The organism is Ruegeria sp. CDSA077 (assembly GCF_059612265.1).
The window spans coordinates 1,093,151-1,119,870 of the sequence record NZ_JBXWQG010000001.1; the positions used below are offsets into that span (position 1 = coordinate 1,093,151).

27 protein-coding genes are annotated in these 26,720 nt (G+C 57.5%); 12 read left to right on the plus strand and 15 right to left on the minus strand.

Annotated features, from left to right (window positions below):
- The first annotated feature begins 84 nt into the window (after window positions 1-84).
- From lptG to rsmA, 5 genes are all read left to right on the plus strand, one after another.
- The gene (gene lptG / locus AC2FLE_RS05480) at window positions 85-1,185 is read left to right on the plus strand and encodes an LPS export ABC transporter permease LptG (protein WP_496691125.1); all 1,101 of its coding nucleotides are present in this window, start codon (window positions 85-87) and stop codon (window positions 1,183-1,185) included.
- Window positions 1,185-3,347, plus strand: coding sequence for an LPS-assembly protein LptD (locus AC2FLE_RS05485; protein WP_496695674.1), 2,163 nt, complete (start codon window positions 1,185-1,187; stop codon window positions 3,345-3,347). The genes lptG and AC2FLE_RS05485 overlap by 1 nt, the downstream gene beginning before the upstream one ends.
- Window positions 3,338-4,591, plus strand: coding sequence for a peptidylprolyl isomerase (locus AC2FLE_RS05490; RefSeq protein ID WP_496695676.1), 1,254 nt, complete (start codon window positions 3,338-3,340; stop codon window positions 4,589-4,591). The genes AC2FLE_RS05485 and AC2FLE_RS05490 overlap by 10 nt, the downstream gene beginning before the upstream one ends.
- The gene (gene pdxA / locus AC2FLE_RS05495) at window positions 4,588-5,550 is read left to right on the plus strand and encodes a 4-hydroxythreonine-4-phosphate dehydrogenase PdxA (RefSeq protein ID WP_281994515.1); all 963 of its coding nucleotides are present in this window, start codon (window positions 4,588-4,590) and stop codon (window positions 5,548-5,550) included. The genes AC2FLE_RS05490 and pdxA overlap by 4 nt, the downstream gene beginning before the upstream one ends.
- 84 nt (window positions 5,551-5,634) lie before the next feature.
- Window positions 5,635-6,483 (plus strand): 16S rRNA (adenine(1518)-N(6)/adenine(1519)-N(6))-dimethyltransferase RsmA, encoded by an 849-nt coding sequence (rsmA, locus tag AC2FLE_RS05500; protein ID WP_496695678.1) that lies wholly within the window; start codon window positions 5,635-5,637, stop codon window positions 6,481-6,483.
- A 612-nt stretch (window positions 6,484-7,095) separates the two neighbouring features.
- On the opposite strand, the gene AC2FLE_RS05505 is transcribed toward rsmA, so the two are convergent.
- The 3 genes from AC2FLE_RS05505 to prfA form a co-directional block, all read right to left on the minus strand.
- Window positions 7,096-7,671, minus strand: coding sequence for a DUF4167 domain-containing protein (locus tag AC2FLE_RS05505; protein WP_496691122.1), 576 nt, complete (start codon window positions 7,669-7,671; stop codon window positions 7,096-7,098).
- A gap of 237 nt (window positions 7,672-7,908) precedes the next feature.
- A complete protein-coding gene (gene prmC / locus AC2FLE_RS05510; protein WP_496695680.1) occupies window positions 7,909-8,754 on the minus strand; it encodes a peptide chain release factor N(5)-glutamine methyltransferase in 846 nt (281 codons plus the stop codon).
- Window positions 8,751-9,806, minus strand: coding sequence for a peptide chain release factor 1 (prfA, locus tag AC2FLE_RS05515; RefSeq protein WP_496695682.1), 1,056 nt, complete (start codon window positions 9,804-9,806; stop codon window positions 8,751-8,753). The genes prmC and prfA overlap by 4 nt, the downstream gene beginning before the upstream one ends.
- Window positions 9,807-9,869: 63 nt before the next feature.
- Between prfA and AC2FLE_RS05520 the strand changes: the two genes are divergently transcribed.
- A complete protein-coding gene (locus tag AC2FLE_RS05520; protein ID WP_496695684.1) occupies window positions 9,870-10,157 on the plus strand; it encodes a hypothetical protein in 288 nt (95 codons plus the stop codon).
- Here AC2FLE_RS05520 and AC2FLE_RS05525 read toward each other — a convergent pair.
- The 4 genes from AC2FLE_RS05525 to AC2FLE_RS05540 all read right to left on the minus strand — a co-directional run bounded on the left by AC2FLE_RS05525 (window position 10,098) and on the right by AC2FLE_RS05540 (window position 13,724).
- Complete coding sequence (locus AC2FLE_RS05525) at window positions 10,098-10,502, minus strand: DUF1499 domain-containing protein (RefSeq protein ID WP_496695686.1); 405 nt, start codon at window positions 10,500-10,502, stop codon at window positions 10,098-10,100. The two genes, AC2FLE_RS05520 and AC2FLE_RS05525, sit on opposite strands and share 60 nt — an antisense overlap.
- A gap of 69 nt (window positions 10,503-10,571) precedes the next feature.
- Window positions 10,572-11,519, minus strand: a complete 948-nt coding sequence (speB, locus tag AC2FLE_RS05530) for an agmatinase (RefSeq protein WP_496695688.1) — start codon at window positions 11,517-11,519, stop codon at window positions 10,572-10,574.
- A gap of 63 nt (window positions 11,520-11,582) precedes the next feature.
- Window positions 11,583-12,548 carry an agmatinase gene (gene speB, locus AC2FLE_RS05535; protein ID WP_142633391.1) on the minus strand — a complete coding sequence of 322 codons (966 nt, stop codon included), beginning with the start codon at window positions 12,546-12,548 and terminating at the stop codon, window positions 11,583-11,585.
- Window positions 12,549-12,560: 12 nt separating this feature from the next.
- A complete protein-coding gene (locus tag AC2FLE_RS05540; RefSeq protein ID WP_496695690.1) occupies window positions 12,561-13,724 on the minus strand; it encodes a M20 aminoacylase family protein in 1,164 nt (387 codons plus the stop codon).
- Window positions 13,725-13,790: 66 nt separating this feature from the next.
- Between AC2FLE_RS05540 and mazG the strand changes: the two genes are divergently transcribed.
- The 3 genes from mazG to AC2FLE_RS05555 all read left to right on the plus strand — a co-directional run bounded on the left by mazG (window position 13,791) and on the right by AC2FLE_RS05555 (window position 16,099).
- The gene (gene mazG, locus AC2FLE_RS05545; RefSeq protein WP_496696097.1) at window positions 13,791-14,648 is read left to right on the plus strand and encodes a nucleoside triphosphate pyrophosphohydrolase; all 858 of its coding nucleotides are present in this window, start codon (window positions 13,791-13,793) and stop codon (window positions 14,646-14,648) included.
- Between the two features lie 63 nt (window positions 14,649-14,711).
- Window positions 14,712-15,653, plus strand: coding sequence for a nucleoside hydrolase (locus AC2FLE_RS05550; protein ID WP_496695692.1), 942 nt, complete (start codon window positions 14,712-14,714; stop codon window positions 15,651-15,653).
- The gene (locus AC2FLE_RS05555) at window positions 15,650-16,099 is read left to right on the plus strand and encodes a GNAT family N-acetyltransferase (protein WP_496691118.1); all 450 of its coding nucleotides are present in this window, start codon (window positions 15,650-15,652) and stop codon (window positions 16,097-16,099) included. Before AC2FLE_RS05550 ends, AC2FLE_RS05555 begins: the two co-directional genes overlap by 4 nt.
- A 52-nt stretch (window positions 16,100-16,151) precedes the next feature.
- Here AC2FLE_RS05555 and AC2FLE_RS05560 read toward each other — a convergent pair whose 3' ends face one another.
- The 6 genes from AC2FLE_RS05560 to AC2FLE_RS05585 all read right to left on the minus strand — a co-directional run bounded on the left by AC2FLE_RS05560 (window position 16,152) and on the right by AC2FLE_RS05585 (window position 21,750).
- Entirely contained in the window at window positions 16,152-16,319 is a 168-nt protein-coding gene (locus tag AC2FLE_RS05560; protein ID WP_185956604.1) for a hypothetical protein, read from the minus strand.
- A gap of 273 nt (window positions 16,320-16,592) precedes the next feature.
- Window positions 16,593-17,870 carry a phosphopyruvate hydratase gene (gene eno, locus AC2FLE_RS05565; RefSeq protein WP_496691117.1) on the minus strand — a complete coding sequence of 426 codons (1,278 nt, stop codon included), beginning with the start codon at window positions 17,868-17,870 and terminating at the stop codon, window positions 16,593-16,595.
- A 124-nt stretch (window positions 17,871-17,994) separates the two neighbouring features.
- Window positions 17,995-18,876, minus strand: coding sequence for a DMT family transporter (locus AC2FLE_RS05570; RefSeq protein WP_496695695.1), 882 nt, complete (start codon window positions 18,874-18,876; stop codon window positions 17,995-17,997).
- A gap of 136 nt (window positions 18,877-19,012) precedes the next feature.
- Window positions 19,013-19,426 carry a Fur family transcriptional regulator gene (locus tag AC2FLE_RS05575; protein ID WP_142633379.1) on the minus strand — a complete coding sequence of 138 codons (414 nt, stop codon included), beginning with the start codon at window positions 19,424-19,426 and terminating at the stop codon, window positions 19,013-19,015.
- 73 nt (window positions 19,427-19,499) lie between these two features.
- On the minus strand, window positions 19,500-20,204 hold the full coding sequence (locus tag AC2FLE_RS05580; RefSeq protein WP_142635102.1) for an endonuclease/exonuclease/phosphatase family protein: 705 nt from the start codon (window positions 20,202-20,204) through the stop codon (window positions 19,500-19,502).
- Window positions 20,205-20,331: 127 nt separating this feature from the next.
- Window positions 20,332-21,750 (minus strand): protein adenylyltransferase SelO, encoded by a 1,419-nt coding sequence (locus tag AC2FLE_RS05585; RefSeq protein WP_496696099.1) that lies wholly within the window; start codon window positions 21,748-21,750, stop codon window positions 20,332-20,334.
- An 85-nt stretch (window positions 21,751-21,835) separates the two neighbouring features.
- Here AC2FLE_RS05585 and AC2FLE_RS05590 point away from each other — a divergent pair, with 85 nt between their 5' ends.
- Complete coding sequence (locus AC2FLE_RS05590) at window positions 21,836-22,255, plus strand: cupin domain-containing protein (RefSeq protein ID WP_496693434.1); 420 nt, start codon at window positions 21,836-21,838, stop codon at window positions 22,253-22,255.
- 3 nt (window positions 22,256-22,258) lie between these two features.
- Window positions 22,259-23,149: a fatty acid desaturase gene (locus AC2FLE_RS05595; protein WP_496693433.1), complete on the plus strand. Its 891-nt coding sequence runs from the start codon at window positions 22,259-22,261 to the stop codon at window positions 23,147-23,149.
- On the opposite strand, the gene AC2FLE_RS05600 is transcribed toward AC2FLE_RS05595, so the two are convergent.
- Window positions 23,115-24,239, minus strand: a complete 1,125-nt coding sequence (locus AC2FLE_RS05600; RefSeq protein WP_496695698.1) for an anhydro-N-acetylmuramic acid kinase — start codon at window positions 24,237-24,239, stop codon at window positions 23,115-23,117. The two genes, AC2FLE_RS05595 and AC2FLE_RS05600, sit on opposite strands and share 35 nt — an antisense overlap.
- 183 nt (window positions 24,240-24,422) lie before the next feature.
- Between AC2FLE_RS05600 and tyrS the strand changes: the two genes are divergently transcribed.
- Complete coding sequence (tyrS, locus tag AC2FLE_RS05605; RefSeq protein WP_142633369.1) at window positions 24,423-25,670, plus strand: tyrosine--tRNA ligase; 1,248 nt, start codon at window positions 24,423-24,425, stop codon at window positions 25,668-25,670.
- Between the two features lie 81 nt (window positions 25,671-25,751).
- On the opposite strand, the gene AC2FLE_RS05610 is transcribed toward tyrS, so the two are convergent.
- Entirely contained in the window at window positions 25,752-26,567 is an 816-nt protein-coding gene (locus tag AC2FLE_RS05610) for a hypothetical protein (protein ID WP_496695701.1), read from the minus strand.
- Window positions 26,568-26,720: the final 153 nt, after the last annotated feature.

The following is a 26,720-nucleotide window of genomic DNA, read 5'->3' on the forward strand; positions in this document are numbered from 1 at the left end:
GTTGCGCGCTGGCGCATGTACCGCTGATTCTCTTAACTTCAAGGCCCCCGCTGCAGGCAACGCAGTGATGCCGAGGGCGCATCGGTGATCCTGGATCGATATTTTGCCCGGCGGTTCACCCAGAGCTTTCTGGTCATTGGCTGTATCTTTTTGACGCTGATGATTCTGATCGATCTGATTGAACAGGTACGGCGCTTCGATGAGGTCGATCTGTCATTTGGCCGGCTTTTGTATCTGACCCTATTGAATACGCCCGCCGCCATCGGTGAAATGCTGCCCCTGCTGATCATCCTGTCCACGATTGCGTTGTTCATCGGATTGGCTCGCAGCTCGGAATTGGTGGTGACGCGCTCGATCGGGCGGTCTGGAATTCGCGTCCTGCTTGCACCTGTAACTCTGGCCCTATTGATCGGAGCCTTGGCAGTTGCGGTGCTTAACCCGTTTGCTGCCGCAACTTCCGAAGAATTCCAACGGCTTTCCGATTCCTACCGTAACCGCACCAGCTCAGCTCTTTCGATCAGCAGTGAGGGTTTGTGGTTACGGCAAGCTACAGAAGAGGGCCAATCGGTTGTCCACGCGCGCAGAACGTCAAACGGTGACACCCTGCTGTTGAAGGATGTCACCATAATAACATTCGACGCGATTGGTCAGCCGACACGCCAAATCTCTGCCAAACAGGCCGAGTTGGAAGACGGTTATTGGGTTTTACAGGATGCCAAGATCTGGCCGCTTATGAACGGCATCAATCCCGAAGCTGGCTCGAAAGAGCATGATCGTCTGGAGATTCCGACCACCCTGACGCGTCAGCGCATTCTGGACAGGTTGGGCAAACAGGATTCGATGTCTGTCTACGATTTGCCCCAGTTGATCCGAGACCTGCGCGAAGCCGGATTTTCGACAAAGCAGTACGAGGTCTGGTTTCAGGTCCAACTGGCAAGACCTCTGTTTCTGGTCGCAATGGTCTTGATTGGCGCGGCCTTTACCATGCGGCATGTCCGGTTCGGCGGCACCGGAATAGCGGTGCTGACGGCCGTGTTACTGGGCTTCGCCATCTATTTCGTCCGTAATTTCGCGCAAATATTGGGAGAAAACGGTCAGTTGCCTATCTTCGTTGCGGCCTGGGCCCCGCCATTTGCGGCCATCCTTCTTTCTCTTGGCCTGCTGTTGCATGCGGAGGATGGCTGATGCGCAAATTCGCTCTGCTATTGCTCTCGGGTGCGGTTGCATTGTCTTTGCCTTTGGATGTCCTGGCCCAGACTTTGCCGGAACAGGATCAAACGACGAACGCGTCCCAGCAAGAGCCACCAGCCCTGCTTGTCGCCGACAAGATTTTCATTACCCCAGAGCGTGTGCTGATCGCAGAAGGCAATGTCGAAGCGTTTCAGGGTGACGTCAAAATGACGGCCAGCCGGATTTTGTACGACCGCGAAAGCGGTGAGCTTACACTGGAAGGACCGATCCGGATTGATCAAGGTAATCGAACGACTGTTCTGGCGGATTCCGCAGAACTCGACCGGGGTTTGCTCAACGGCCTTTTGATCGGCGCCCGAATGGTGTTCGACCAACAGGTGCAAATTGCCTCGGTGCAGGCGACACGTGCTGGCGGCAGATACACCCAGTTCAGCAAAGTCTCGGCGACGTCTTGCCATGTCTGCACGGATGGGCGGCCACCGCTCTGGCAAATCCGTGCCCGCAAGGTGACCCATGATCAGTTGGAACGACAGCTCTATTTCGAAGGTGCGCAATTCCGGGTGCTGGATGTGCCGGTCTTCTATTTCCCTTACCTGCGTCTCCCCGACCCAACGCTGGACCGGGCGACTGGTTTTCTGGTCCCATCGGTCCGCACCACCTCGCAGTTGGGCACAGGCATAAAGGTTCCCTATTTCTTCAAGCTTGGAGATCACAAGGACCTCACGCTGACACCTTACCTTTCCGGTAAGACCAGAACTCTGGGCTATCGCTATCGTCAGGCCTTTAAGAACGGACGGATCAAAATCGAAGGCGCGCATACTCGCGATGACCTTCAACGGGACGAGGCGCGCGGATATTTCTTTACCAACGGTTGGTTTGATCTGCCGGACGACTATCGCCTGACCTTCAACATCCGAACTACGTCCGACGATTCCTATCTGGCTGATTACGGCCTGCCCGACTTTGACCGTCTGCGCAGCGAAATTGCCCTGGAAAGGATCAAGCGCGATACCGCTTTCCGGACCAGCCTAAACCACTATAAAACCTTGCGAGATAGCGAGGATCAGGATCAGATTCCTTCTCGAATCTTCGACCTGAACTATCGCAAACGCTTCTTCCCGGCAGCTGTCGGAGGAGAGGTGCGGATGGCTTTCATCGGTCATGCCCATGAAAGAACGAGCAATGAGGACGTTATCGGGCGCGATGTTGCCCGAGCGACCTTCGATACCGAATGGCTGCGCAGCTGGATACTGGGCTGGGGGCTGCGTGCAGATGCCCAAGTAGGCGCGTCAATCGACACGTTCAATATCCGCCACGACAGCGCCTATCCCGATCAGGTGACCCGCACGACCCCGCGCGCCGCACTGACGCTGCGCCTGCCAATGACCCGCCGCGAGGCGTCGGGCGCAACCCAGTTGCTGGAACCCATCGCGCAGATCGGGTGGACGCATGTCTCCGACAATGATGTTCCTATCGACGAAAGTACGTTTCAGGAGTTTGACCAGGGTAACCTGTTATCCCTGTCCCGATTCCCTGCCGAGGACAGGCGCGAAGATGGGGTCAGCGGCGTTGTTGGGGTGAATTGGGCGCGTTATGGCTCCAGGGGCTGGCAAGCGCGTGCCACGATCGGTCAGGTCTTTCGTGCGGATGCTGATCCCGACTTTAACCTTACATCGGGCCTTCAGGGCACTTCGTCCGATGTGTTGATCGCCGGTCAACTTGAAACGCCCAACGGGTGGTCTCTGGCCGGGCGAGGTTTGGTGAACGGAGATTTCAGCTTTGCCAAGGCCGAGCTGCGTGCTGCATGGCAAAAGGAAACAACGGCCCTCAGCGGAAGCTATGTCTGGCAAGAACCCGATCCCGCAGAAAATGTCGACGATGAGATTTCTGAGATCTGGTTGCGCGGGCGGTACGACATCGATCAGAACTGGCAAACCCGTGCTCAGGCGCGGTATGACCTGAGCGAATCTGAACCGATCAGATATGGGTTGGGTATCACGTACCGGAACGAGTGTGTTCAGGTTAACATGTCGGTCAGCAGGCGCTATACCTCGTCATCAAGTATTGAGCCTTCGACCGAATTCGGCTTTACCGTAGCTCTGACAGGATATTCTGTCGAAGGTGGCGGCAAACAGTACAAGAGAAGATGCAGTTGATAACAGGTTTTTCACGTTTCTTTCGTTCCAGCCATATCGGGCTGGTTGCTCCGGCACTGGTTGCAGTTTCGATTGCCATAGCACCTGTAAAGGCAGTGGCGCAGAACCTGTTCTCGCCTGCCATAAAGGTCAATCAAGACATCGTGACCTGGTATGAGCTGGAACAGCGCCTGCAATTCCTGTCGATTCTGGGTGTTCCCGGCGCAACCGAGGAAGACGTGCGCAAAGCTTTGATAGACGATCGCCTGCGCAAACAGGCGATGCGCGAGGCTGGAATCGTGGTCGCCCCCGAAGACGTTCAGGTTGGAATTGACCAATTTGCAGCCCGCGGTCAGCTTTCGAGCGACGAATTCCTGCAGCTTCTGGCGGATGCCGGTGTTGACCGTGAGACAGTTCGGGATTTCATCGAGGATCAGATTTCCTGGCGTGAATTCGTCAGCGCGCGTTTTCTGTCGCAGGCGAGACCATCGGAAGACGAGATCAATCGCGCACTTGGACAATCTGGAAGTGGCGGCCTGCAAGTCCTTCTTTCGGAAATCATTATTCCTGTGAACCAACAAAACCTGTCACAGGTTCAACTGCTGGCCGAAGAGATCGCCTTGATCGAGGGCTATGATTCCTTTTCAACCGCCGCAACACAGTACTCGGCGGCCGGAACTCGCACCAATGGGGGGCGCCTTGACTGGTTGAACCTGACCGATCTGCCCCCGGCGCTGCAGCCGGTCATCATCGGGCTCAAAAATGGTGACGTCACCCAGCCCATTCCGCTGCCCAATGCCGTTGCACTGTTTCAGATGCGCGGTTTGCGTGAGACCGCTGCGAGTACGCCCACCTATTCCGAGATCGACTATGCTGTCTATTACATGCCCGGTGGTCGTAGTGCGGAAACACTGGCCGCAGCCGAAAAGCTGAAAGAAGAAATAGACACTTGCGATGATCTGTACGGTATCGTGCAAAACAAGCCAGCAGAAGTCTTAGAGCGGAATGTCAGCAAACCGTCGGAAATCCCGCGCGATATCGCATTGGAACTGGCCAAACTGGACCTGAACGAAGTTTCAACCACGTTGACCCGTAACAACGGCCAAACACTGGCTTTTGTGATGTTGTGCACACGTACCCGCAACCTTGGCGAAGAGACAACGCGTGCAGATGTCGCCAATGCTCTGACCCAGCAAAGGCTGCAAACACTTGCAGAAAGCCTGTTGGGGCAAATGCGTGCCGACGCAACTATTGTTGAACAATGAAGCCAATCGCGCTCAGCTGCGGCGATCCGGCCGGAATTGGGCCCGAGATCGCCGCAAAAGCCTGGGCCAGCCTTAGAACCACCTGCCCTTTCTTCTATATTGGCGATGCCGCGCATTTGCCGCCCGAGACACCGTCGGTACAGATCAGCGACGCCTCTCAGGCGGTCGAGATCTGTGGCTCTGCCCTGCCCGTACTGCAACTGGACTTTCCAGCCCCCAACCGGCCTGGGCACCCTAATCCAGCCAACGCCAGATCAGTTGTCACTGCCATTGAAACTGGCGTAGCGCTGGTTCAGTCCGGTTCTGCATCGGCGCTATGTACCGCACCGATCCACAAGAAAGCACTTATCGACGGGGCAGGTTTCTCATTCCCCGGCCATACTGAATTTCTGGGCGCCTTGGCTGGGTCCCAACGTGTTGTGATGATGCTGGCCAGCGACCAACTGCGCGTTGTACCAGCAACCATCCACATCCCGCTCTCACGCGTTCCTTGCGAGCTTACGCCCGAGCTTTTGCGGGAAACCATCGAAATCACCGCCCAGGGACTACAATCACAGTTCGGTATTGCCACCCCGCGGATAGCCGTCGCGGGCCTCAACCCGCATGCCGGTGAAGGCGGCAAGATGGGACAAGAAGAACTGGACTGGATTGCGCCGCTGATCGCGGAGCTGCCCCGCAAAGAGTATACCGTAACCGGCCCGCACCCCGCGGATACATTGTTCCACGCCGCAGCGCGCGCGCGCTATGACGCCGCCATCGCCATGTATCACGATCAGGCTCTGATTCCGATCAAGACGCTGGATTTCGATCGCGGTGTGAACGTCACACTAGGCCTTCCATTTATCCGAACCTCACCCGATCACGGGACTGCACTGGACATTGCGGGGCAAGGCCTTGCAAACCCGACCAGCCTGATCGAAGCGCTCAAACTTGCCCAGCAGATGGCACAAAGCTCTTGATCCTTCAGCGGGCTGTAAATATCCCGGCCAGAGGTAAAAATTCTCTGGCGCTCTCCTATCAAACCGCGCCACGGTGATCGGATCATGAGCACTATCGACAACCTTCCCCCTCTGCGCGAGGTTATCGCCTCGCATCAACTCTCGGCTCGCAAGTCGCTAGGCCAGAACTTTTTGCTGGATCTGAACCTGACCGCCAAGATCGCGCGGCAGGCCGGAGATCTTGCGGAATGCGATGTTCTGGAAATCGGCCCCGGCCCCGGCGGGCTGACCCGTGGGCTACTTTCAGAAGGTGCGCGCAAGGTTGTCGCGGTTGAAAAAGACACACGCTGTATCGCTGCCCTAAACGACATCGCCGCCGCCTATCCCGGTAGGCTTGAGGTCATCAACGGTGACGCGCTTGAGATTGATCCGCTTACGTATCTGACCCCTCCGATCCGTGTGGCGGCGAACCTGCCCTACAATGTCGGCACCGAGTTGCTGGTCCGCTGGCTGACCCCGCCGCAATGGCCTCCGTTCTGGCAAAGCCTGACCCTGATGTTTCAGCGCGAAGTGGCGGAACGGATCGTCGCCCAACCCGGCGGTAAAGCCTATGGTCGCTTAGCCATCCTTGCCCAATGGCGGGCCGACGCGCGCATCGCCATGTCACTGCCACCCGGAGCGTTCACCCCGCCCCCCAAGGTCTCAAGCGCCGTGGTCCACCTGATCGCCCTGTCGCAACCGCGCTATCCGGCTGATCCTGCCACACTGTCCCGCGTGGTCGCCGCCGCTTTTAATCAGCGCCGCAAAATGCTGCGAGCCTCGCTAAAGGGCGTGGCCCCGGATATCGAAGACCGCCTGATCGCCGCCGGAATCAAACCCACCGAACGTGCGGAACAAGTGCCTTTAGAAGCGTTCTGCGCATTGGCCCGCGAAGTGTCTTCCACTCAATCCTAATATTTCTGCTGTCAACTCACGGAGACAAACAGCGAACTCAAATCCACTGGCGTCGGAACTGAAAAAGAAGCTGGTTGTTGGAATTTCCGCACTAACCATCCTATGCTTTATACAGCCCCACTCCTCAAATGCCTCAGAAGTCACGCTGTTGTGCACCTTTCTCGGCGACCGTGAAGGGTGGTTTGCGCAACAGACTCGCTTCACAATCGATACCGGCTCCGAAACGGCCATTGTGGATGACCAATTCATACGCCACGTAAAAAAGGGCCCAATACGGGTTCCCTATAAATCCCTGGGCTCTGACGAGTATAGGCTTAAGTGGAATCTTACGCTGCCTGTTGTGTTATCGAGAAGATATGGAACCAGAAAAGGTATGCCCCAAAATGTCCAAAAGACCATTCGGTATACCGCATTTGTTGACACCAATTCTGCGACCGCGAACATAAGATCGAATGTACCTAACGCACCAAGACCGAAAGGCATATGCAGAACGGTAAGGTGACTGACACTCCAAAGATCCGAACAAAACACTTTTTGTTTGAAGGTCGGGGCAACACATCAAAAAACCCCGGCCCAGTACCGGGGTTTTCTATTATAAATCTACTGGCTGATTTACTCTGCCGCTTCAGGCGTATCACCGTTGCCAGAGGGCGCGTCCTCAGTCGCAGCAGGTGCGGCTTTGGGCTTGCGCGCCCGAGGTCGACGGGCCGGTTTTTCTTTTTTCTCGGCCTCTTCAGGGCTTTTGCTTTCAGGCGTTTCTACAAGCCCGGATTCCGGAGCAGCTGCGTCAGCGGCAAACCCCATCACATCAGGTTGAGGTGCCTCAGCGGGATCCGACTGGCGGACGGTTTCGCGTTCCTGACGCTCGGCACGCTCACGATCTCGTTCAGCCTGGCGTTCGCGATTCTGACGCTCTTGCTCCTCACGGCGTGCATCCATTTCACGCTGAGCTTCGCTAAGCAAACGCAGGTAATGTTCGGCGTGCTGCTGAAAGTTTTCGGCAGCTACACGGTCGTTAGACAACTGAGCATCGCGTGCAAGCTGATTATATTTATCAATAATCTGTTGCGGCGTGCCACGCACTTTGCCCTCTGGGCCCGAACTGTCGAAAACTCGGTTTACGACGTTGCCGCCAGAAGGACGATTGCGGTTATTCTTTGCCCGAGAGCGGGATTTGGAAGATCTCATCTACTTTAGTCAGCCTTGTCGTTCGCTGCCGATCAGTTCGCGTCTTGCACTGCTCAAGGGCTTAGCTATGACACGATGTCGGCTTTTTTGGGCTTGGCGTCAGGGGCCCGCTGTAACAGCGTCAACCTCTCTGACTACACCTGAGTAAACACGTCCAGAGCGTGCAGACAAGAGGTTTGTCCCAATTTTTGTACCTTTTTTATATCAATCGGCGCATTTCGGCCTCAGAACGTTCCGTCATGAAGGCATTCTGGCGAAAACGACGCGGTCGCGACCATCCAGATCGGGAATGATCCGTACGTCTGTCAATCCTGCTGCGTCAAACAAAGATGCGACGCTCTGCCCTTGCTCGGGTCCGATTTCGACAAGTAACCGACCATGGAGCAATAGAAAATCCGGGGCGGCGGCAGCAATCCTACGGTAGGCCCCCAAGCCGTCACCTTCGTCTGTCAATGCCATCCGCGGCTCATGGTCCCGCACTTCAGGTGCCAGGGTGTCCATTTCCGGAAGGGAAATATAGGGCGGGTTTGAAACAATCAGGTCAAATTTTGCTTCAATGTTTCCAAACCAATCGGATTGCTTAATTTCGATCCGGTTCTGAACATCGTGTTGCACGGCATTTGCACTGGCCTGTAGGCAGGCCGCCTCGCTCAGATCCACACCAATACCCGATGCACTGGTGCGTTCGGCCAGCAATGTGATCAGGATGCACCCCGATCCAACCCCCAGATCGAGGACATAGTCAAAGGGTTCGCTCAGCGCGGCCTCGATCAGAACCTCTGTTTCCGGGCGTGGATCCAGCACGTCCCGGCTAACTTTGAACCGACGGCCGTAAAACTCACGTTCCCCCAACAGGTGAGAAACGGGCACACGAATGGCCCGAAGCGAGATCAGTTGCTCGTATCGTTCAGCAATATCCGGTAAAAGCTCTTCGGGTGTAATCAGTGTAACGCGACTTGCTTCGATCCGGGCGGCGTGGGCCAGTAGAACCCGAGCATCCCGCGCCGGATCAGCCACACCAGCCGCACGCAATCTTGCCGTAGCAGCCACCATGGCCTGAGCCGCTGTCTGGCCGCCGGTCATTGCGCCATCTCGGCCAGGAGACGCGCCTGATCATCCGCGGTCAATGCGTCGATTACCTCATCCAGATCGCCCTGCATCACCTGATCCAACTTATACAGCGTCAGATTGATCCTGTGGTCCGTCATGCGGCCTTGCGGGAAATTATAGGTCCTGATCCGTTCCGACCGGTCGCCAGACCCGACCTGGTTCGCCCGATCTGCCGAGCGTTCGCTGTCAATCCGCTGACGCTCCTGATCATAGAGTCGAGTCTTCAGAACCTGCATCGCGATCTCGCGATTGCGGTGTTGGGATTTCTCGGAGCTGGTCACCACAAGCCCGGTGGGCAAGTGTGTAATCCGCACGGCCGAATCGGTGGTGTTCACGTGCTGCCCACCCGCACCCGAGCTGCGCATCGTGTCGATACGGATATCATTGGCGTCGATCTGAATATCGACATCCTCGGCCTCGGGCAGAACCGCCACGGTCGCCGCCGAGGTATGAATGCGCCCGCCACTTTCGGTCTCCGGCACCCGCTGCACCCGGTGAACGCCAGATTCGTATTTCAAACGGGCAAAGACGTTGTCGCCTTTGATATGGGCAACCACCTCTTTGATGCCGCCCAGATCCGACGCCTGCTCTTCGAGGATCTCGAATTTCCAGCCGCGCGCTTCGGAATACCGCTGATACATGCGCAGCAGATCGCCCGCAAAAAGCGCAGCCTCATCACCGCCGGTTCCAGGGCGGATTTCCAACATGGCCGGACGCGCATCAGCGGCATCCCTAGGCAACAAGGCCAGTTGCAGGGCGTTTTCGGCACCGGGGATTTGGGCCTGCAGGTTGGGGATTTCCTCTTCGGCCAGCTCCCTCATATCGGGATCGGCCAACATCGCCTCGGCCTCGGCAAGGTCAGTGACCAGCTGGCGCCATGCCATGATCTGATCGACCACCGGCTTGAGGTCCGAATATTCCTTGGCCAGCACAGCAATATCGCCGCCCAAAGCACCATCTGCCATGGCCGCTTCGAGGTATTGGAATCGCTGAGTTATCTGTTCAAGGCGTTCTTCGGGGATCATCCGGGCGGTGTCTCCTAATCCGGGGCTATGGTCAAGGGCTGTCCGTATGCTAAGCTGCCCCGCATGAGACGGTTGGTTCTGGTTCTATCGCTTTTTGCGACGCCCGTGATGGCCGATGTCGTCGGTCCCGGCGGCAAGGTACAGGACTGCTATTGCACTGACAAATCCGGGTCACGCGTTGAATTGGGCGAGATGATCTGCCTGCAGGTCGACGGTCGCATTTTCACTGCACAATGTCAGATGTCACTGAACGTTCCGATGTGGCGCGAGGTACAGGAAGGATGCCTGTCCTCAGGGCTGCATACGCGCGAGCCAGCCATCAACGCGGTTTCGGTTTACCCCAAAATCTGAGCGTCCAAAGCGCAACCTGCCATAGATGCGCAGTGTATCGCCGTTCTGCTGGGCGGTTGTGTAGTCCGGAAAACCTATCACTTTGGTACGGGTGATATAGGTGACCATCCCGTCATCAACTGACCCGGCCAGAACCTTTGTACGTGGTGAGGCCATTGCGATTTCGTTCAACTGCGCCAACCCGTCCGGCCCCGTTTCAAGTACTCGCGCGACGCCACCACGGAGGTCTCTGTTCGCGTCGCCGACGGGGGCATTGTGCCAGATGGCGGGATCAGACGGCGCAAGCCGTATATACGCCCCCACAAGGACAATCAGACCCGCAATCAGCCACAGCGTCATTTTCATCTTTTCCACTCTGTTAGATTGCGGAACCATATGCAGTTCCGCATAGCAAACAAGAGACTGCCGTGATCCCTACCGTGACGTCACGCCTGGCAATATGCACAGCAATTCAAACAGCAGATTGGCAGCGGTCAGCGCCGTATTGCCAGAGGGATCATACGGCGGAGAAACCTCGACCAGATCACACCCAACCACATTTGTCCCGCCCAGGGCATGGATCAGTTGCAGCGCCTGCGGTGTGGTTAACCCGGCGATCTCGGGCGTGCCGGTTCCGGGGGCGAAAGACGGGTCCAGACTGTCAATGTCATAGGTGATATAGACCGGATGATCCCCGATCTCATTGCGTATCTGCGCGCCCATGACCGTCAGGTTCTGCTGCCAAAGCTCCCATGCGGGGTATTGGCGAAAGCCCCACCCTTTGGCCTCGGTAAAGTCCGATGCCGCATAGCCAGAGCCTCGGATGCCGATCTGAAAGGTTTTTTCCGGCACGATCAGCCCTTCTTCATAGGCACGCCGGAAAACGGTGCCATGGGTTTCCTTTTCGCCAAACATCTCATCATTTACATCCGCATGGGCATCCACATGGACCAGCGCCACAGGCCCGTGTTTCGCGGCTATCGCCCGAAGGATCGGCAAGGTGATCGAGTGATCGCCCCCCATCGCCACAGGTGTCACACCCTGCGCCAGAATCGCGTCATAGCTCTCCTTGATGATCTTCAGGCTGTCGGACAGCGAAAAGGTGTTGATCGCCAAATCGCCGATGTCGGCGATTTGCAGGCTGTCGAAGGGCGCCGCAAAGGTGGCCATATTGTAAGGCCGCAGCATCGCACTTTCGCTGCGGATCTGTTTCGGTCCGAACCGTGTCCCCGACCGCCAAGAGGTGCCGATATCCATCGGTATGCCTATTACGGCCACATCCAATCCGGCCAATGTATCCGCCTGCGGCAGGCGCATAAACGTGTTTGGGCCGGAAAAACGCGCCAGATCGTTACCGCTGATTGGTTGGTTGAATTGTGTCATGCCGTTATGTCTTCCGTCCTGCCCTGCTGCTAACCTGATACCGGAAAGATGGCTAACCAAAGGTTAAGGCTTCAGCTTGTTCCATCCCAGCAGGCAAATGATTTGGGTCGCCACATGTGCGCCTGCAATCGCTGTCGCACCTGAGGTGTCATAGGGCGGCGAAACCTCGACCACGTCCCCGCCTTTGATGTTGATCCCAGCAATGTCGCGCAGGATGATCTGGGCCTGAATCGAACTCAGTCCACCCCAGACCGGCGTTCCCGTGCCAGGCGCAAAGGCCGGGTCCAGACCGTCGATATCGAAGCTCAGGTAAACAGGGTTGTCACCAAGAATGCCTTTGATCTTTTGCGCCACGGCGGCGGGACCGGACTCATACACCTCCCGAGCGTCAATGATGTTGACCCCCAAAGTATCTTCGTTCGTCGTACGAATACCCACCTGAACGGAACGCTTAGGGTCCACTATCCCTGATTTGACCGCCTTGTAGAACATGGTCCCATGATCCACGCGGGACATGTCGTCGTCAGCCCATGTATCCGTATGCGCATCAAATTGCAGCAAGGACATCGGCCCGTATTTCTCGGCATAGGCCTTCAGGATCGGAAAGCTGATATAGTGGTCCCCTCCAAGCGTCACCGAGGCCACGTCAGCGTTGAGAATTGTGCGAATGTGGTCCGTCAATGTGTCCGGAAAGGCAGGTATATTGGCGTAGTCATAAGCCATGTCCCCATAATCCACGATTGCCAATTCGCTTAGCGCATCAAACGGCCAGCCATAAGGCTCATCCGGGGATTGCAACGTGCTGGCCTCGCGGATGGCGCGTGGCCCAAGACGCGTACCGGGGCGGTTCGTCACCGCCTGATCAAATGGCACGCCGGTTACGGCGATATCAATCCCGGTCAGATCCTTGGTATACAAGCGGCGCAAAAATGACATCGCCCCCCCGAAAGTATTCTCGTACGAGACGCCTTTCAGTTCAGGATTGGTAAACGCCTCGTCGACGAAATTCTTTGAATCTTCCAGTGCCATGTCTTTCTCCTGTCAGCCCAAAGGCTGGGCCTTTTCGACGATCCGCGCAAAGAAAGACGCCCCAACCGGCGCGATGTCGTCGTTGAAGTTGTATTTCGGATGATGCAATCCGGCCCCCTCGCCTTGCCCCAGAAACAGGTAAGCGCCGGGGCGCGACTGCAGCATGTATGAAAAATCCTCGGCCCCCATCATCGCGTCGACATTGGTCATCACGCGATCTGCACCGGCAACATCACGCGCGATTTCTGCGGCAAAACCAGTCTTGTCGGCGTCATTGATTGTTGCAGGATAGTTGACCTCATAGTCCAGCCGCGCTTCGACACCATAGGATTGGGCTTGTCCTTGTACGATCTGTTCCATCCGCTCCATCACCATTTTCTGCACAGTCGGATCAAAAGTGCGCACAGTGCCGTTGATAAAGGCGGTATCGGGGATCACGTTATTCACGGTGCCGGTATGGATTTGCGTGACCGAGATCACCAGACTGTCCAAAGCATAGTTGTTACGACTGACGATGGTCTGAATCGCCTGGGCGATACCGCAGGCCGCCATCACCGGATCCCGGGTTTCATGCGGCATGGCACCATGGCCACCTAGGCCCTGAATGTGAACTTCGAACGTATCAACAGCAGCCATGATCGGCCCGGGGGTTGTCTGAAAGGATCCTTCGGGAATTCCAGGCGCATTGTGCAATGCATAGATTTGGGAAATGTCGAACCGGTCCATAATCCCCTCTTCGACCATGACGCCCGCGCCACCACCCTCTTCTTCGGCCGGTTGAAAGATCAGCGCCACGCGTCCACGGAAATTTCGGGTTTCCGCCAGATAGCGCGCTGCGCCCAACAGCATCGTGGTGTGCCCGTCATGACCGCAGGCATGCATGTTTCCGGGCTTGGTTGATTGGTACGCGACCCCTGTTTCCTCGGGGATAGGCAAAGCGTCCATATCAGCGCGCAGACCAATCGTCGGTCCTTCGCCCTGCCCGTTGATGATCGCAACGATCCCTGTGGTGGCGATGCCCTCGTGCAGCTCGTCGACACCGAACTCTCGCAGCCGGTCGGCAACAAAGGCCGCGGTTTCGTGGCATTCGAATGCAAGCTCGGGGATCGTATGCAGATGCTGGCGCCATACGGCCATATCGGCAGAGAAATCGGCAATTCGGTTGACGACGGGCATCTGGGGTGGACTCCTGATCGTGACTGCGGAATGGATGCATCTGACACCGGAACGAAAGGGTTCGCAATGGCCGAAAATCCTCTGATCCATGACAGCGATGCTGGCATCGAACGCTTGTTAGAGATCATGCGCCGACTGCGCGACCCTCAAACCGGCTGCCCATGGGATATCGAGCAGGATTTCGGCACGGTCGCTCCTTACACAATCGAAGAGGCTTATGAGGTCGCTGATGCCATCGAACGTGAGGCTTATGATGAGCTGAAGGGCGAACTTGGGGATCTGCTGTTCCAGTCTGTCTTTCATGCACAAATGGCCGAAGAAGCCGGGCATTTCACCTTTCAGGACGTGGTGCGCACCATGTCGGACAAGATGGTCGCCCGGCACCCTCATGTCTTTGGCGACGAATCCCGCGACAAATCGGCAGAGCAGCAAACACTGGACTGGGAAACCATCAAAGCGGCCGAACGTGCTGGTAAAGAACAACAAGGCGCGTTGGACGGTGTCGCCGCCAACCTGCCCGCCCTGCTGCGTGCTCTCAAATTGCAGAAACGTGCCGCCCGTGTTGGATTCGACTGGCCCGATGCCAGCCATGTGCTGGCCAAGATTACCGAAGAGGCTGCCGAGCTCGAAGAGGCACGCGACCGCATGGATGCGGATGCGTTAGAGGATGAGTTCGGCGATCTGCTATTCGTTATGGTCAATCTGGGCCGCCATCTTGGGGTCGAGCCCGAGACCGCCCTGCGTCGGACCAACGCCAAGTTCACCCGCCGGTTCGAGCAGGTCGAGTCGCGCCTGGCTGCACGGGGAAAAACCCCAACGGAAAGCACGCTGGAAGAGATGGACGCGCTTTGGGACGAGGTGAAGATCGAGGAACATCGGGCCAATGGCAAACTCCCGCCGGCAAAGGCCGAGGCCGGAACGTAAAACCGCTAGACAAGCTCTCGGACACTTGCGAGTGTCCCACCTTCACGACCTCCGGAGACGATCATGCCCGCTCGCAAAATCATTATAGACACCGATCCGGGACAGGACGATGCCGTCGCCATTCTGCTGGCGCTTGCCAGCCCCGACGAAATTGAGGTTTTGGGCATTACCGCAGTCGCTGGCAACGTACCCTTAGAGCTGACAGCCAAAAACGCGCGTATTGTCTGTGAACTGGCTGGCCATACCCAGACCCCCGTCTATGCCGGATGCGACCGCCCGTTAGAGCGCCCCCTGATCACAGCAGAGCATGTGCATGGCAAAACTGGCTTGGATGGGCCGGTTCTGCCGGATCCGCAGATGTCGCTGTCCGAAGGACATGCCGTCGATTTCATCATCGACACGTTGCGCGCGCATGAACCAGGCTCCGTTACGCTCTGTCCCCTTGGGCCATTGACCAACATCGCCACAGCGTTCCGCAAAGCGCCTGACATCGTGGACCGGGTTCAAGAGATCGTTTTGATGGGAGGGGCATATTTCGAAGTTGGAAACATCACCCCAACCGCCGAATTTAACATTTACGTCGATCCAGAAGCCGCTGATATTGTGTTCAAATCTGGACGGCCCATTGTGGTGATGTCGCTTGATGTCACGCATAAGGCTCTGGTGACCAAGACGCGTAACGATGCCTTCCGTAGAATTGGAAACAAGGCCGGTGTCGCGGTGGCCGAGATGACCGATTTCTTTGAAAGGTTCGACAAGAACAAATACGGCTCGGAAGGTGCTCCGCTACACGACCCTTGCGTGACTGCCTATCTAATCAAGCCCGAACTGTTTACCGGGCGGCTGGTGAATGTCGAGGTCGAGACCCAATCAGAGCTGACCCTGGGCATGACAGTTGCCGATTGGTGGGGTGTTACCGACAGAAAACCCAACGCCCTGTTCATCGGAGAAATTGACGCTGGCGGGTTTTTTGATCTGCTCACGGATCGGCTGGCCCGACTATGAGCGCCGCACTTCGCCTTGCCCGCCCCGAGGATCTGGAACGTCTGGTTGGTTTGGTCGCCGCCTTTCACGCCGAAGAAGGCATTACCCAGGATGCCGATCAGACGCGCAATGCGCTTGCCCCTCTTCTCGAGGGAATACCTTTTGGGTGCATCTACCTGATTGGCCCCGGTCGCGCACCCTTGGGCTATGTCATCCTGACCTTTGGGTGGTCGGTTGAATTCGGCGGCATGGATGGATTCGTGGATGAGATCTATATTCGTCCCGCCGTGCGAGGGCGTGGAATTGCCTCTGAAGTCTTGCTGGATTTGCCCAAGGCGTTGGCAAACGCGGGGCTCACAGCTTTGCATCTTGAAGTCGATCGTACAAACGAGACTGCGCAGAAACTGTATCTACGTACAGGTTTCAAGCCTCGTGACCGCTATATGCTGATGAGCAAAACCCTTTGATCCATTTCTGTTTGGCTGAACAACAAGGCCACCCGCGAAAGATTGAAAGACCCTATCGGGCCTCACCGCGACGGATGTAAACCGGAGCTTCAAGGTTTGCCACCGGATCGTCAGGGGACACTGCCGTACCGGTGATCGGATATGTTCCAGGCTCTGAGCAAGCAACCAGAAATACAGTGCTGAGTGCAGACGCTACCAGAAGAAGTTTCGAACCATTCATAGTGTTCCCCTTATCTGTTATTTCAATATGATACGAATGCGCACTACAGAACAAAAAGGAAAAAGTTCACACATCAGGATCGCCAGCGCAGGACCCCTATATAAGCCATTAATATATCTAGATAATACTATTCATAACCTCCCAAGTTTCTTCTGACCCAATCATGCTAAAGTGCCGGTTTGAGATTTAGACATGGGCAAAACCTGCAATCCAACACAATAAAGCCCGGCCCATTTCCACAGGCCAGGCAATCAAAATTCAGGCTTACAGGTTTCAGCGCTTGAGGATTGAGGCCCCTGCGTATTCGGCAATCTCACCCAGAGATTCTTCGATACGGATCAGTTGATTATACTTGGCTAACCGATCTGACCGCGCCAGTGATCCGGTTTTGATCTGACCGCAATTCGTGGCAACTGCCAGATCGGCAATCGTGGCATCTTCGGTCTCGCCCGAGCGGTGCGACATCACATTGGTATAGCGTGCGCGATGGGCCATATCGACGGCGCGCAGCGTCTCGGTCAGCGTTCCGATCTGGTTCACCTTGACCAGCATCGAGTTGGCACAACCGCGTTCAATCCCTTCCGCCAGTCGCGTGGGGTTGGTGACGAACAGATCGTCGCCCACCAGTTGCACCTTGTCGCCGATGGCGTCGGTCAGGGCCTTCCAGCCGTTCCAATCATCCTCAGACATACCATCTTCGATTGAGATGATCGGATAGTCGTTGACCAGCGCCGCCAGATAGTCGGCATTTTCTTCCGAGGTCAGGCTCTTGCCCTCACCGGACAGGATGTATTTGCCGTCTTTGTAATACTCGGTCGCGGCGCAGTCCAAAGCCAGATGGATTTCCTCACCCGGCTTGTAGCCCGCCTTTTCGATGGATTTCAGAATGAAATCCAGTGCCTCGCGCGTGCTGGCGATGTTGGGGGCAAAGCCGCCCTCGTCGCCGACACCTGTGGCAAGACCTGCCGACGACAGCTCTTTCTTCAGAGTATGGAACACCTCGGACCCCATGCGCACCGCGTCGCGGATATTCGCGGCCGAAGTCGGCATGATCATAAATTCCTGAATGTCGATCGGGTTGTCGGCATGTTCGCCACCGTTGATGATGTTCATCATCGGCACGGGCAGGATACGGGCCGAGGTGCCGCCGACATAACGAAACAGCGGCTGTGTGGTGAAATCCGCTGCCGCCTTGGCCGTTGCCAGCGAAACGCCCAGGATGGCGTTTGCGCCCAGACGGCCTTTGTTCTCGGTGCCGTCCAGTTCGATCATAGTCTGGTCGATCGCCACCTGCTCGGTCGCGTCGAACCCAACCAGTTCTTCGGCGATCTCACCATTTACGGCGGCAACCGCTTCGAGCACGCCCTTGCCCATATAGCGCGATTTGTCACCATCACGCTTTTCGACCGCCTCATAGGCACCGGTCGAGGCACCCGACGGGACGGCGGCACGGCCCATGGTGCCGTCTTCCAGGATCACGTCCACTTCGACGGTCGGGTTGCCCCGGCTGTCCAGAATTTCGCGTGCATGGATGTCGATGATGGTGCTCATGAGGCCCGTCCCTGTGGCTGCAATCAGTTGCCAGCCTCATATCAGTATAGGGCAAAAAGTAAACCACTCATGTTATCGCTAACACTGATCTGAGAGCCTGTTTGCGCAAACCTGCGACGATCCGTCAGGCCGCAAGAGCCAGTGACCGCGCCAGGCGTCGTTCGCGCAGGAAGGTATAGAGCCCCGACCCCAGGATCAGCGATGCACCGGCAACCGTCATCATATCCGGGCGTTCCCCGAACATCAGCATTCCGGCCGCGATAGAAAACACCAGCCGGGTGTATCGGAACGGGGTCAGGGCCGAGGCATCGCCAATCCGCATTGCACTGACAATCCCGTAATACCCCAGAACACCAAATCCAATCGCGCCCAGGAACGGCCCGAATTGCGCCTGGTTCAGTGCAACGACCGGCTGGCCGGCCATCGAGATCAGCACTAGACCGGCAAGCGTCACCGCTCCGTAAGCCTGCATCGCCACCACGGCTGAGGCCACGCGTGCGTCCAGTCTGCGTGTGATCAGATCGCGGGCGGCAATGGCCACAACGCTGGCCACCACGAACAGGGTTTCCGGCTGGAACCCGTCCAGCCCCGGTCGGATGATCAAGAGAACACCGATGAAACCGACGCCGATTGCGCTCCATCGCCGCCATCCAACCTGCTCGCCCAGGAACAACGCCGCCCCCATTGTAACGACCAAAGGCATTGCCTGAAACACCGCGGCAACCGTTGACAAATCGACCAGAGACAGCGCGGTCACAAAAGCCACGGCCCCGAACCCCTCGCAGAGCGCACGTATCAGGGGCAAAGTCTGCCACGCGGCAGCATCAAAGATGCGTTTGCGGGTGAACACCGCCATACCAACAAAGACCAGACCACAGGAAAGGCCCAAAAGAACCATGATCTGTCCTGTTGGCACTGTGACCGACAGGTGTTTGATGAACATATCTTCAAGTGCAAATGCCGCCATTGCGCCGACGACCAGCAAAATGCCGTTCACGTTGTTCATAGTTTTGTCCGTAGAATATTGCGGCGCGTTCAACCGACCCTATCCAAGCAAAAGCCGATGCCGGGCGGTCAGGCAAGCCTTATCCGCCTGGGAAATATGAAATCCCGTGCGCTGGCCGTTCGTTTTTTGTGATGGGTCAGTCGTGATCCAGCGGCACGCCGTACAGCTCTAGCCGGTGGCCTTTCAGCTTATAGCCCAGCTTGGCGGCGATCTTTTCCTGCAGCGCTTCGATCTCGGGGTCGACAAATTCGATGACCTCGCCCGACTGCATGTCGATCAGGTGATCATGGTGATCCCGTTCGGCATCCTCGTACCGGGCACGCCCGTCGCCGAACTCCAGACGCTCTAGAATCCCGGCCTCTTCGAACAGTTTGACGGTCCGATAGACGGTGGCGATGGAAATACCAGAATCAACCTGCGAGGCGCGCGAATAGAGCTCTTCGACATCGGGATGATCATCGCTTTGTTGCAGCACCTGTGCAATCGTGCGGCGCTGTCCTGTCATACGCAGGCCTTTGGCTTCGCAACGGGCGATGATCGTGTCGGACATAGGAACCCTCGGCATATATTCGGTTCTCTGTATTAAACCGTATGCGTGATCGGCGCTACAGGGGATTTACCGGCTAAGCTACAAGGCGTAGATCGGCCCAGATTGGCAAGTGATCCGAGGCGATATGCGCGGGTCGCACCGAATGCACGCCATGCAAAACAGCCTCAAGCCCCGCGCCGAGCGCGATCCGATCCAGCGCGCCCAGCGGCTGTGCCGCTGGAAAGCTGGGGAATGGTGGAAGAAAGTGCATATCCGGGGCCAGGTGATCCAGAACCGGCTGTCGGGACCATTCATTGAAATCCCCCGCCCAGACAGTTGGCAAATCCTCAAGATTCGCATCGCACCGTCTGAGGTGGGTGATTTGCTGACGGCGTGAGGCGGGCAAGAGCCCCAGATGCATGCCCATCACCCGAAGCGGACCGATTGGTGTGTCAAACTCGACCCTGACAGCTCCACGCGGTTCCAGCCCCGGTAATTCGTGATGCCCGGTCTGCCGGACACGGATCGCATCACCCCGCCAGATCACTGCATTCCCATGCCACCCCAAGCTGCCAGCCCCACCCAAATCGACGATCTGCCATCCCGCTTCGTCAAGCATGAAATGCGGCAGGGCCGCAGGGCGCGGAGGCAATCGTTTGTCGGCCTCTTGCAAGACGACAATATCGGCCTGCAGGCTTTCGATGACCTGAAGAATCCTCTGGGGCTGTCGACGTAGATCCAGTCCGACACATTTCTGAATATTATAGCTGGCGATGCGCAGGATTGCGGTCTGAGACATGGGTTCCTGAAAGTCCGTTTGAGATCGCAGGATTGCGCTGCTCATCGTTGATTGCAAGCCGGCTTCACCAAAGCAAGCGCATGGCGAAACACCGACGTAGCTGACTGCGAAAACAGGTGTGAGGAACTCATGTACCGCAGAAGGTCGCCTGAACAACCTCATCCTGTGCCGGTGGCCGTGTCAGATCCAAAGCGCCGGGTTGATCCTCATAGGGCCGGGACAGCACATTGTTCAGCCGGTGGAATGGGTCAAAATCCCCCTGTACCGCCGCCTGGATCATCTGTTCGACCCGGTGGTTGCGCGGGATAAAGGCCGGATTGGCCTTGTTAATCACCTCAGCAGGTTTTTTTTCACGAGACAGCCGCGACCGCCAACCGTCTGCCCATTGATCAAAGGCCTGCGGATCGGTGAATTGATCCCGCTCCTGATCGCCGCCCAGCGCCCGGAAGGTATTGGTGAAATCCGCCTTGTTCTGCGCCATGCGTTTAAGCAAGTCCGAGATCATCTCAAAATCGCCGTCTTCTTGCATCTCAAGACCGATCTTTGCCCGGAACTTTGTAAGCCAGTGCTGCTGTATCAGGTCGGGCATCGCATGGACGATCTCGGTAGCCTCAGCAACGGCGGCCTCTTTATCCTCGAACTGCTGGATCAGCGCGGTCGCCAGCTGCGCTGCATTCCAAACGGCGATTTCGGGCTGGTTGGAATAGGCATAGCGACCCATGCGGTCGATCGAGCTGTAGACGGTATTGGGATGATAGTTATCCATGAAGGCGCAAGGGCCGTAATCAATGGTTTCGCCTGAGATCGAGCAGTTGTCAGTATTCATCACCCCATGGATGAATCCCACACTCATCCATGCGGCAATCAACTGCGATTGTGCGTCGACAACAGCGCGCAAAAGACCCATCGGGCCGTCGGCCTGCGGGTAATGTCGCTGGATGGCATAATCTGTCAGTCGACGCAGACTGTCCAACTGTCCACGCGCGGCGAAGATCTGAAAGCTACCTACGCGCAGGTGGCTTTGTGCGACACGGGTCAGGATCGCACCAGGCATTGGACCTTCTCGAAAAATGGCCTCGCCAGTCTCAACGGCGGCCAGCGCCCTTGTGGTCGGGATGCCCAGTGCGTGCATCGCCTCGGACACCACATACTCGCGCAGCACCGGACCCAGCCATGCACGTCCGTCACCCTGTCGGGAAAACGGCGTCGGGCCTGATCCCTTCAACTGGATATCCCGTCGAACGCCATCCGTCCCAACTGTCTCGCCCAGCAAAACCGCGCGCCCGTCCCCAAGCTGGGGGTTATAATTTCCGAACTGATGCCCTGAATAGAGCTGTGCAATCGGTTCTGCCCCCTCTGGCAGGGCGTTGCCGGAAAAGGCCTCGGCCATTTCATGCACCTCGCCGGGCGTGATTCTCAGAATCTGCGCAAGATCGGAGTTGAAAGCAATCAAGCGAGGCGCACGAACCGGCACCGGCGCTTGCCGCGCATAAAAGCTGTTTGGCAAACGGGCGTAACTGTTGTCGAAGGGGATCATCAGAGTCATGTTCCAAACATATTCCTGATCGGGACGAATACCATAGCGGATCGTCCAATCCCGTGCATAATCGCCCTGAAACGACCGAGGCCCCATGACCGCACAAGAGATCATTCAACATCTGAATCTGCAACGCCACCCCGAAGGCGGCTGGTTCCGTGAAACCTGGCGCGCTGATAACCACGGCCGCGCCACCGGGACCTGTATCTATTTTCTGCTGGCCCAAGGCGAGGCCAGCCATTGGCACCGCGTCGATGCGACCGAGATCTGGCTGTATCACGCGGGGGCACCCTTGGTGCTGTCGCTCAGCGCAACCGAAACTGGCCCGGCGACCGACCACATGCTGACCCCGGACCTGTCGCAAGGCGCACCACAACTGATCGTGCCCAAGGATCACTGGCAGGCCGCGCGCAGCACGGGGGCCTACACGCTGGTCTCTTGCACCGTGTCCCCGGGGTTTGAGTTTGACGGGTTCGAGCTCGCCGCTCCAGGGTTCGACATCCCCCGAGGCTGACCGATGGATCACCGCGCCCTCATCGCATCACTCCCGGCCGAGGCCAAAGACCGGCTGCAGATGCGGTCTGACGCGGCGGGTCTGAGGCACTTGGTGCTGTATCTATTGGTGCTGAGCTCAACGAGTACAGGCATAGCACTGCAAATCCCGCTCTGGCCGCTGCTGATCCTGCCGCAAGGCGTGCTGCTGGTGTTTCTGTTCACCCTCAGCCATGAATGCACCCATAAAACGCCGTTTCGGACTGGCTGGATGAATGATGCGGTCGGGCATCTGGTCTCACTCCCGATCGCCCTGCCCTTTACCTGGTTTCGATACTTTCACCTCGCGCATCACAAATGGACCAACCACCCGGACAAAGACCCCGAACTGGGGGGCAAACCGCGGCCCGACAGCTGGCCCAGCCTGCTGATCTATCTGAGTGGTTGGCCTTATTGGTCTGGGATGATGAGCGTTCTGATCAGTAACGCAATGGGCCGGATCGAGGCGCCCTATTTGCCGCATCGCCAACATAAGGCCATGCGGATTGAGGCCCGTGTCCTGCTGGCCATTTACGCGCTTGCAGGGGCAAGCCTGCTGGTGTCACCTTTGATGGTCAGCTTATGGCTGTTGCCGGTCTTGGTGGCACAGCCCGTTCTTCGGCTGTACCTGCTTGCGGAACACGGCCTCTGCCCGCCGGTGGCGAATATGCTTGAAAACTCGCGCACTACGTTCACCAACCGATTGGTCCGATTTCTGGCCTGGAACATGCCCTATCACGCCGAACACCACGCCTTTCCAAACGTGCCGTTTCACCAGCTGCCAACGCTGCATGACTGGACCAAAGCACATTTGAAATCGACCTCTGAGGGGTATTCAGAATTTACGTCAGACTACGTTCGCTCGATGGAACGCTGACCATCCCGCCCCCGACCAGTGCCTTAACCCCTGTGGTGCCGGGGCAAGAGGTCGGCAGCCCGCGCGCGACACGGACAGCAAGATAGGCAAAGGCCTGTGCTTCCAGCATATCCCCATCCAGACCAACCGCTTCGACCGGCTCCACCGGACAATCCAGCGAAACGCGCAGCATCTCCATCAGGACCGGGTTATGCCGTCCCCCTCCTGTCACCAACACACGCGACGGCGGTTCCGGGCAATGCTCGATCCCTTGCGCAACTCCGGCGGCGCACATGCCGGTCAGGGTGGCAACCGCATCAGCGTCAGAGAGTTCCTGCACCAGGCGGATCATCTCGGCAAAGTCGTTCCGGTCCAGTGATTTTGGCGGCATCCTGTTAAAGAAGGGCTCTGCAAGAAACAACTCAAGCGCCCCGGCCTCGACCCTGCCGCCGCGCGCAATCGCGCCGTCGCGATCCATGGGCAGACCCAGACGTTCCTGCATCAGATCATCAACCGGTGCATTGGCCGGACCGGTGTCAAAAGCCAACAGCGCACCTGGTATTTCAGGGCCATCAAACCTGGGATCTACATAGGTCAGGTTCCCGACCCCGCCCAGGTTCAGAAAACAAAGCGGTTGGTTGGCCTCAATCCACTTGGCACAGGCAAAGTGGTAAAAGGGCGCAAGCGGAGCGCCCTCGCCCCCCATCGCCACATCATCGCTGCGGAAATCCCAAACGACGGGGACACCCAAGGCCTGCGTCAGGCCATCGCCGTCACCCACCTGCAACGTACCGCGCCCGCTTGGTTCATGTGCTAGGGTCTGACCGTGAAACCCTATCAGGTCAATCTTGTCGAAGTCGGCCAGTATTTCGGCATGGGCAAGCGTGACCAATTCCGCCGCGGCATCCACATCATGGCCATGCCACTGCCCCAGTGCTGCGCGAAGCGTTTTCCGCTCTGCATCTGAATAGGCGCGGTATCCGGTGGGCCCAAAGCCAAGAATTCTGTAACCGTCCGTTTTGATCACCGCCGCGTCCACGCCATCCAGCGAGGTCCCCGACATTGCACCCAATGCAGTCAATACGCCTGATTTGCTAATTGCCCGACCCACGCCAGCCCTCTTTCGCCTGTTCGCGCCCGTTATGTCGTCGCGTTGCCCACAACCTGCACGTTAACGCAAACCCAAGGCAAGCCAGATCACATAAGCGGCGTGTTTTTCTTGGATAAGGTGCCTTTTCCTTGTCATCCCCACCGCCTATACACTGCCCCGCAACATTAACCCAAAGGGCACGATATGACCTACCACCCCAAATCGGATTTCATCGCCACGATGATCGAGCGCGGCTTTCTGGCTGACTGCACCGATTATCAGGGCCTTGACGAGGCGCTGATCAGCGGGTGTCAGTCGGCGTATATCGGGTTTGATGCAACGGCAAAGTCCCTACATGTGGGCAGCCTGATCCAGATCATGATGCTTCGCTGGTTCCAGAAAACAGGTCATAAGCCGATCACCCTGATGGGCGGCGGCACCACGAAGGTGGGCGATCCGTCCTTCCGGTCAGATGAGCGCCCCCTGCTGGGCCCGGACCAGATCAACGCCAATATCGCAGGCATCAGAAAGGTGTTTGCCGCCTATATCGACTATGATAGCGGCGCAGAAAACGCAGCACTGATGCTGAACAACGAAGAGTGGCTGGACGACCTAAATTACCTCGACTTCCTGCGCGACATCGGCCGGCATTTCTCGGTCAACCGGATGTTGGCCTTTGAATCGGTGAAATCCCGGCTGGACCGCGAGCAATCGCTATCCTTCCTCGAATTCAATTACATGATCCTGCAGGCCTATGACTTCCTTGAACTGAACCGTCGCTATGGCTGTGTCCTACAGCTTGGCGGTAGCGATCAGTGGGGCAATATCGTCAACGGTATCGACCTGACCCGTCGCGTGTTGGATAACGAGATCTATGGCCTGACCTCACCACTGCTGACCACCAGCGATGGCAAGAAGATGGGCAAATCGCAAGACGGTGCGGTCTGGCTGAATGCCGAGATGCGCTCACCCTATGAGTTCTGGCAGTTTTGGCGCAACACCACCGACGCGGATGTTGGGCGGTTCCTTAAGCTGTACACCGAACTGCCTGTGGATGAGTGTGACCGCCTTGGCGCATTGCAGGGGTCCGAGATCAACGAGGCCAAGATCCGCCTGGCAAACGAGGTCACCTCCTTGCTGCACGGGGCCGAGGCTGCGGCAAACGCCGAGGCCACCGCTCGCGAAGTGTTCGAAAAAGGTGGCGTCGGGGACGATCTGCCGACCCTAACGGTCGGCGAAGCAGACTTGCCGATATCCATCGTGCAACTGATCGTACAGTCTGGCCTGGCGAAATCTGGCAAAGAGGCCAAGCGCCTGATTGCAGAAAACGGCGCCAAACTGGACGACGCTTCATTAACAGACGCGGGACTGATGATCGACGCAGGCGCCTTGTCCTCGCCCATCAAACTGAGTGCGGGCAAGAAGAGGCACGCGCTGGTTCAGTTGGGATAACTAAGACCTCTGAAAGAAAAACGGCCACCTAATTGGGTGGCCGTTTCTGTTTCGGTACGGACATATCTGCCAAGTGTGGGCTTATCCCTTGCCCCCTTTGCCGCCGCCATGTCCATGACCGCCGCCACCATTACCGTGGCCGCCGCCATTCCCGTGGCCGCCGCCGCCGTTACCGTGGCCTCCGCCGTGGCCGTTGTTACCTCCACCGTTTCCGGTGCCGGGGCCAGAGCCGCCGTTATTGCCCCCGCCATTGCCGGGGTTTCCAGCGTTTCCATTGCCGTTGCCAGGGCCGTTACCGCCCTTACCGGGGCCGTTCCCGCCTTTACCTGGACCATTGCCCCCTTTGCCGGGGCCATTGCCATTTCCAGGTTTGCCGGGGCCATCGCCACCACCATTGCCGGGATCATCACCTGGGTTGTCGTCACCGGGATCATCCCCGCCACCGTTGCCGGGATCATCGCCAGGGTTGTCGCCACCCGGATCATCTCCGCCGCCGTTGCCGGGACCGTTACCGCCTGACCCTCCGGACCCGGTTCCACCGCCGCCAACCGGCGTGAGCGGTGAACTTGGGTCCGAGCTGCGGTCTTCACCCGCATTTGCCGCGCTTACGATCGATGCTGTCGGAAAGTCGGTCAACAAGGCAGCCAACCCCGGGCATTGCGCGGATGTGTTTTGCAATGTGGTTTCGAAATCCGCACGTTTCTGCAAGCGCTCTAGAAAGCTGGGGGTTACCTGCGTGCACTCACACATGGTCGCATAATCGCCGCTGTTTGCAGCATCCCGCGCCGTTTTCCAGTTGCAGACCTCTGGTGCAGCGGCCGCACTTCCAGCCGCCATAATCCCCAGAAACGGAGCGGCTACCAAAGCGGAAAGCCCTGATTTGGTCCCAATTCGCATAGTTTGTCCTCCTCAAATGCGCCACCCAGACGCTCGATTGCGTCCAGTGTCGATTTGAGATTCCAACATTAAGAACGCCTGAAGCTGACCTGAGAAAGCCTTGAGGAAGGGTCGCCTGCCCGACGCCCCCCTATGGACACTGTCCCTTGGCTG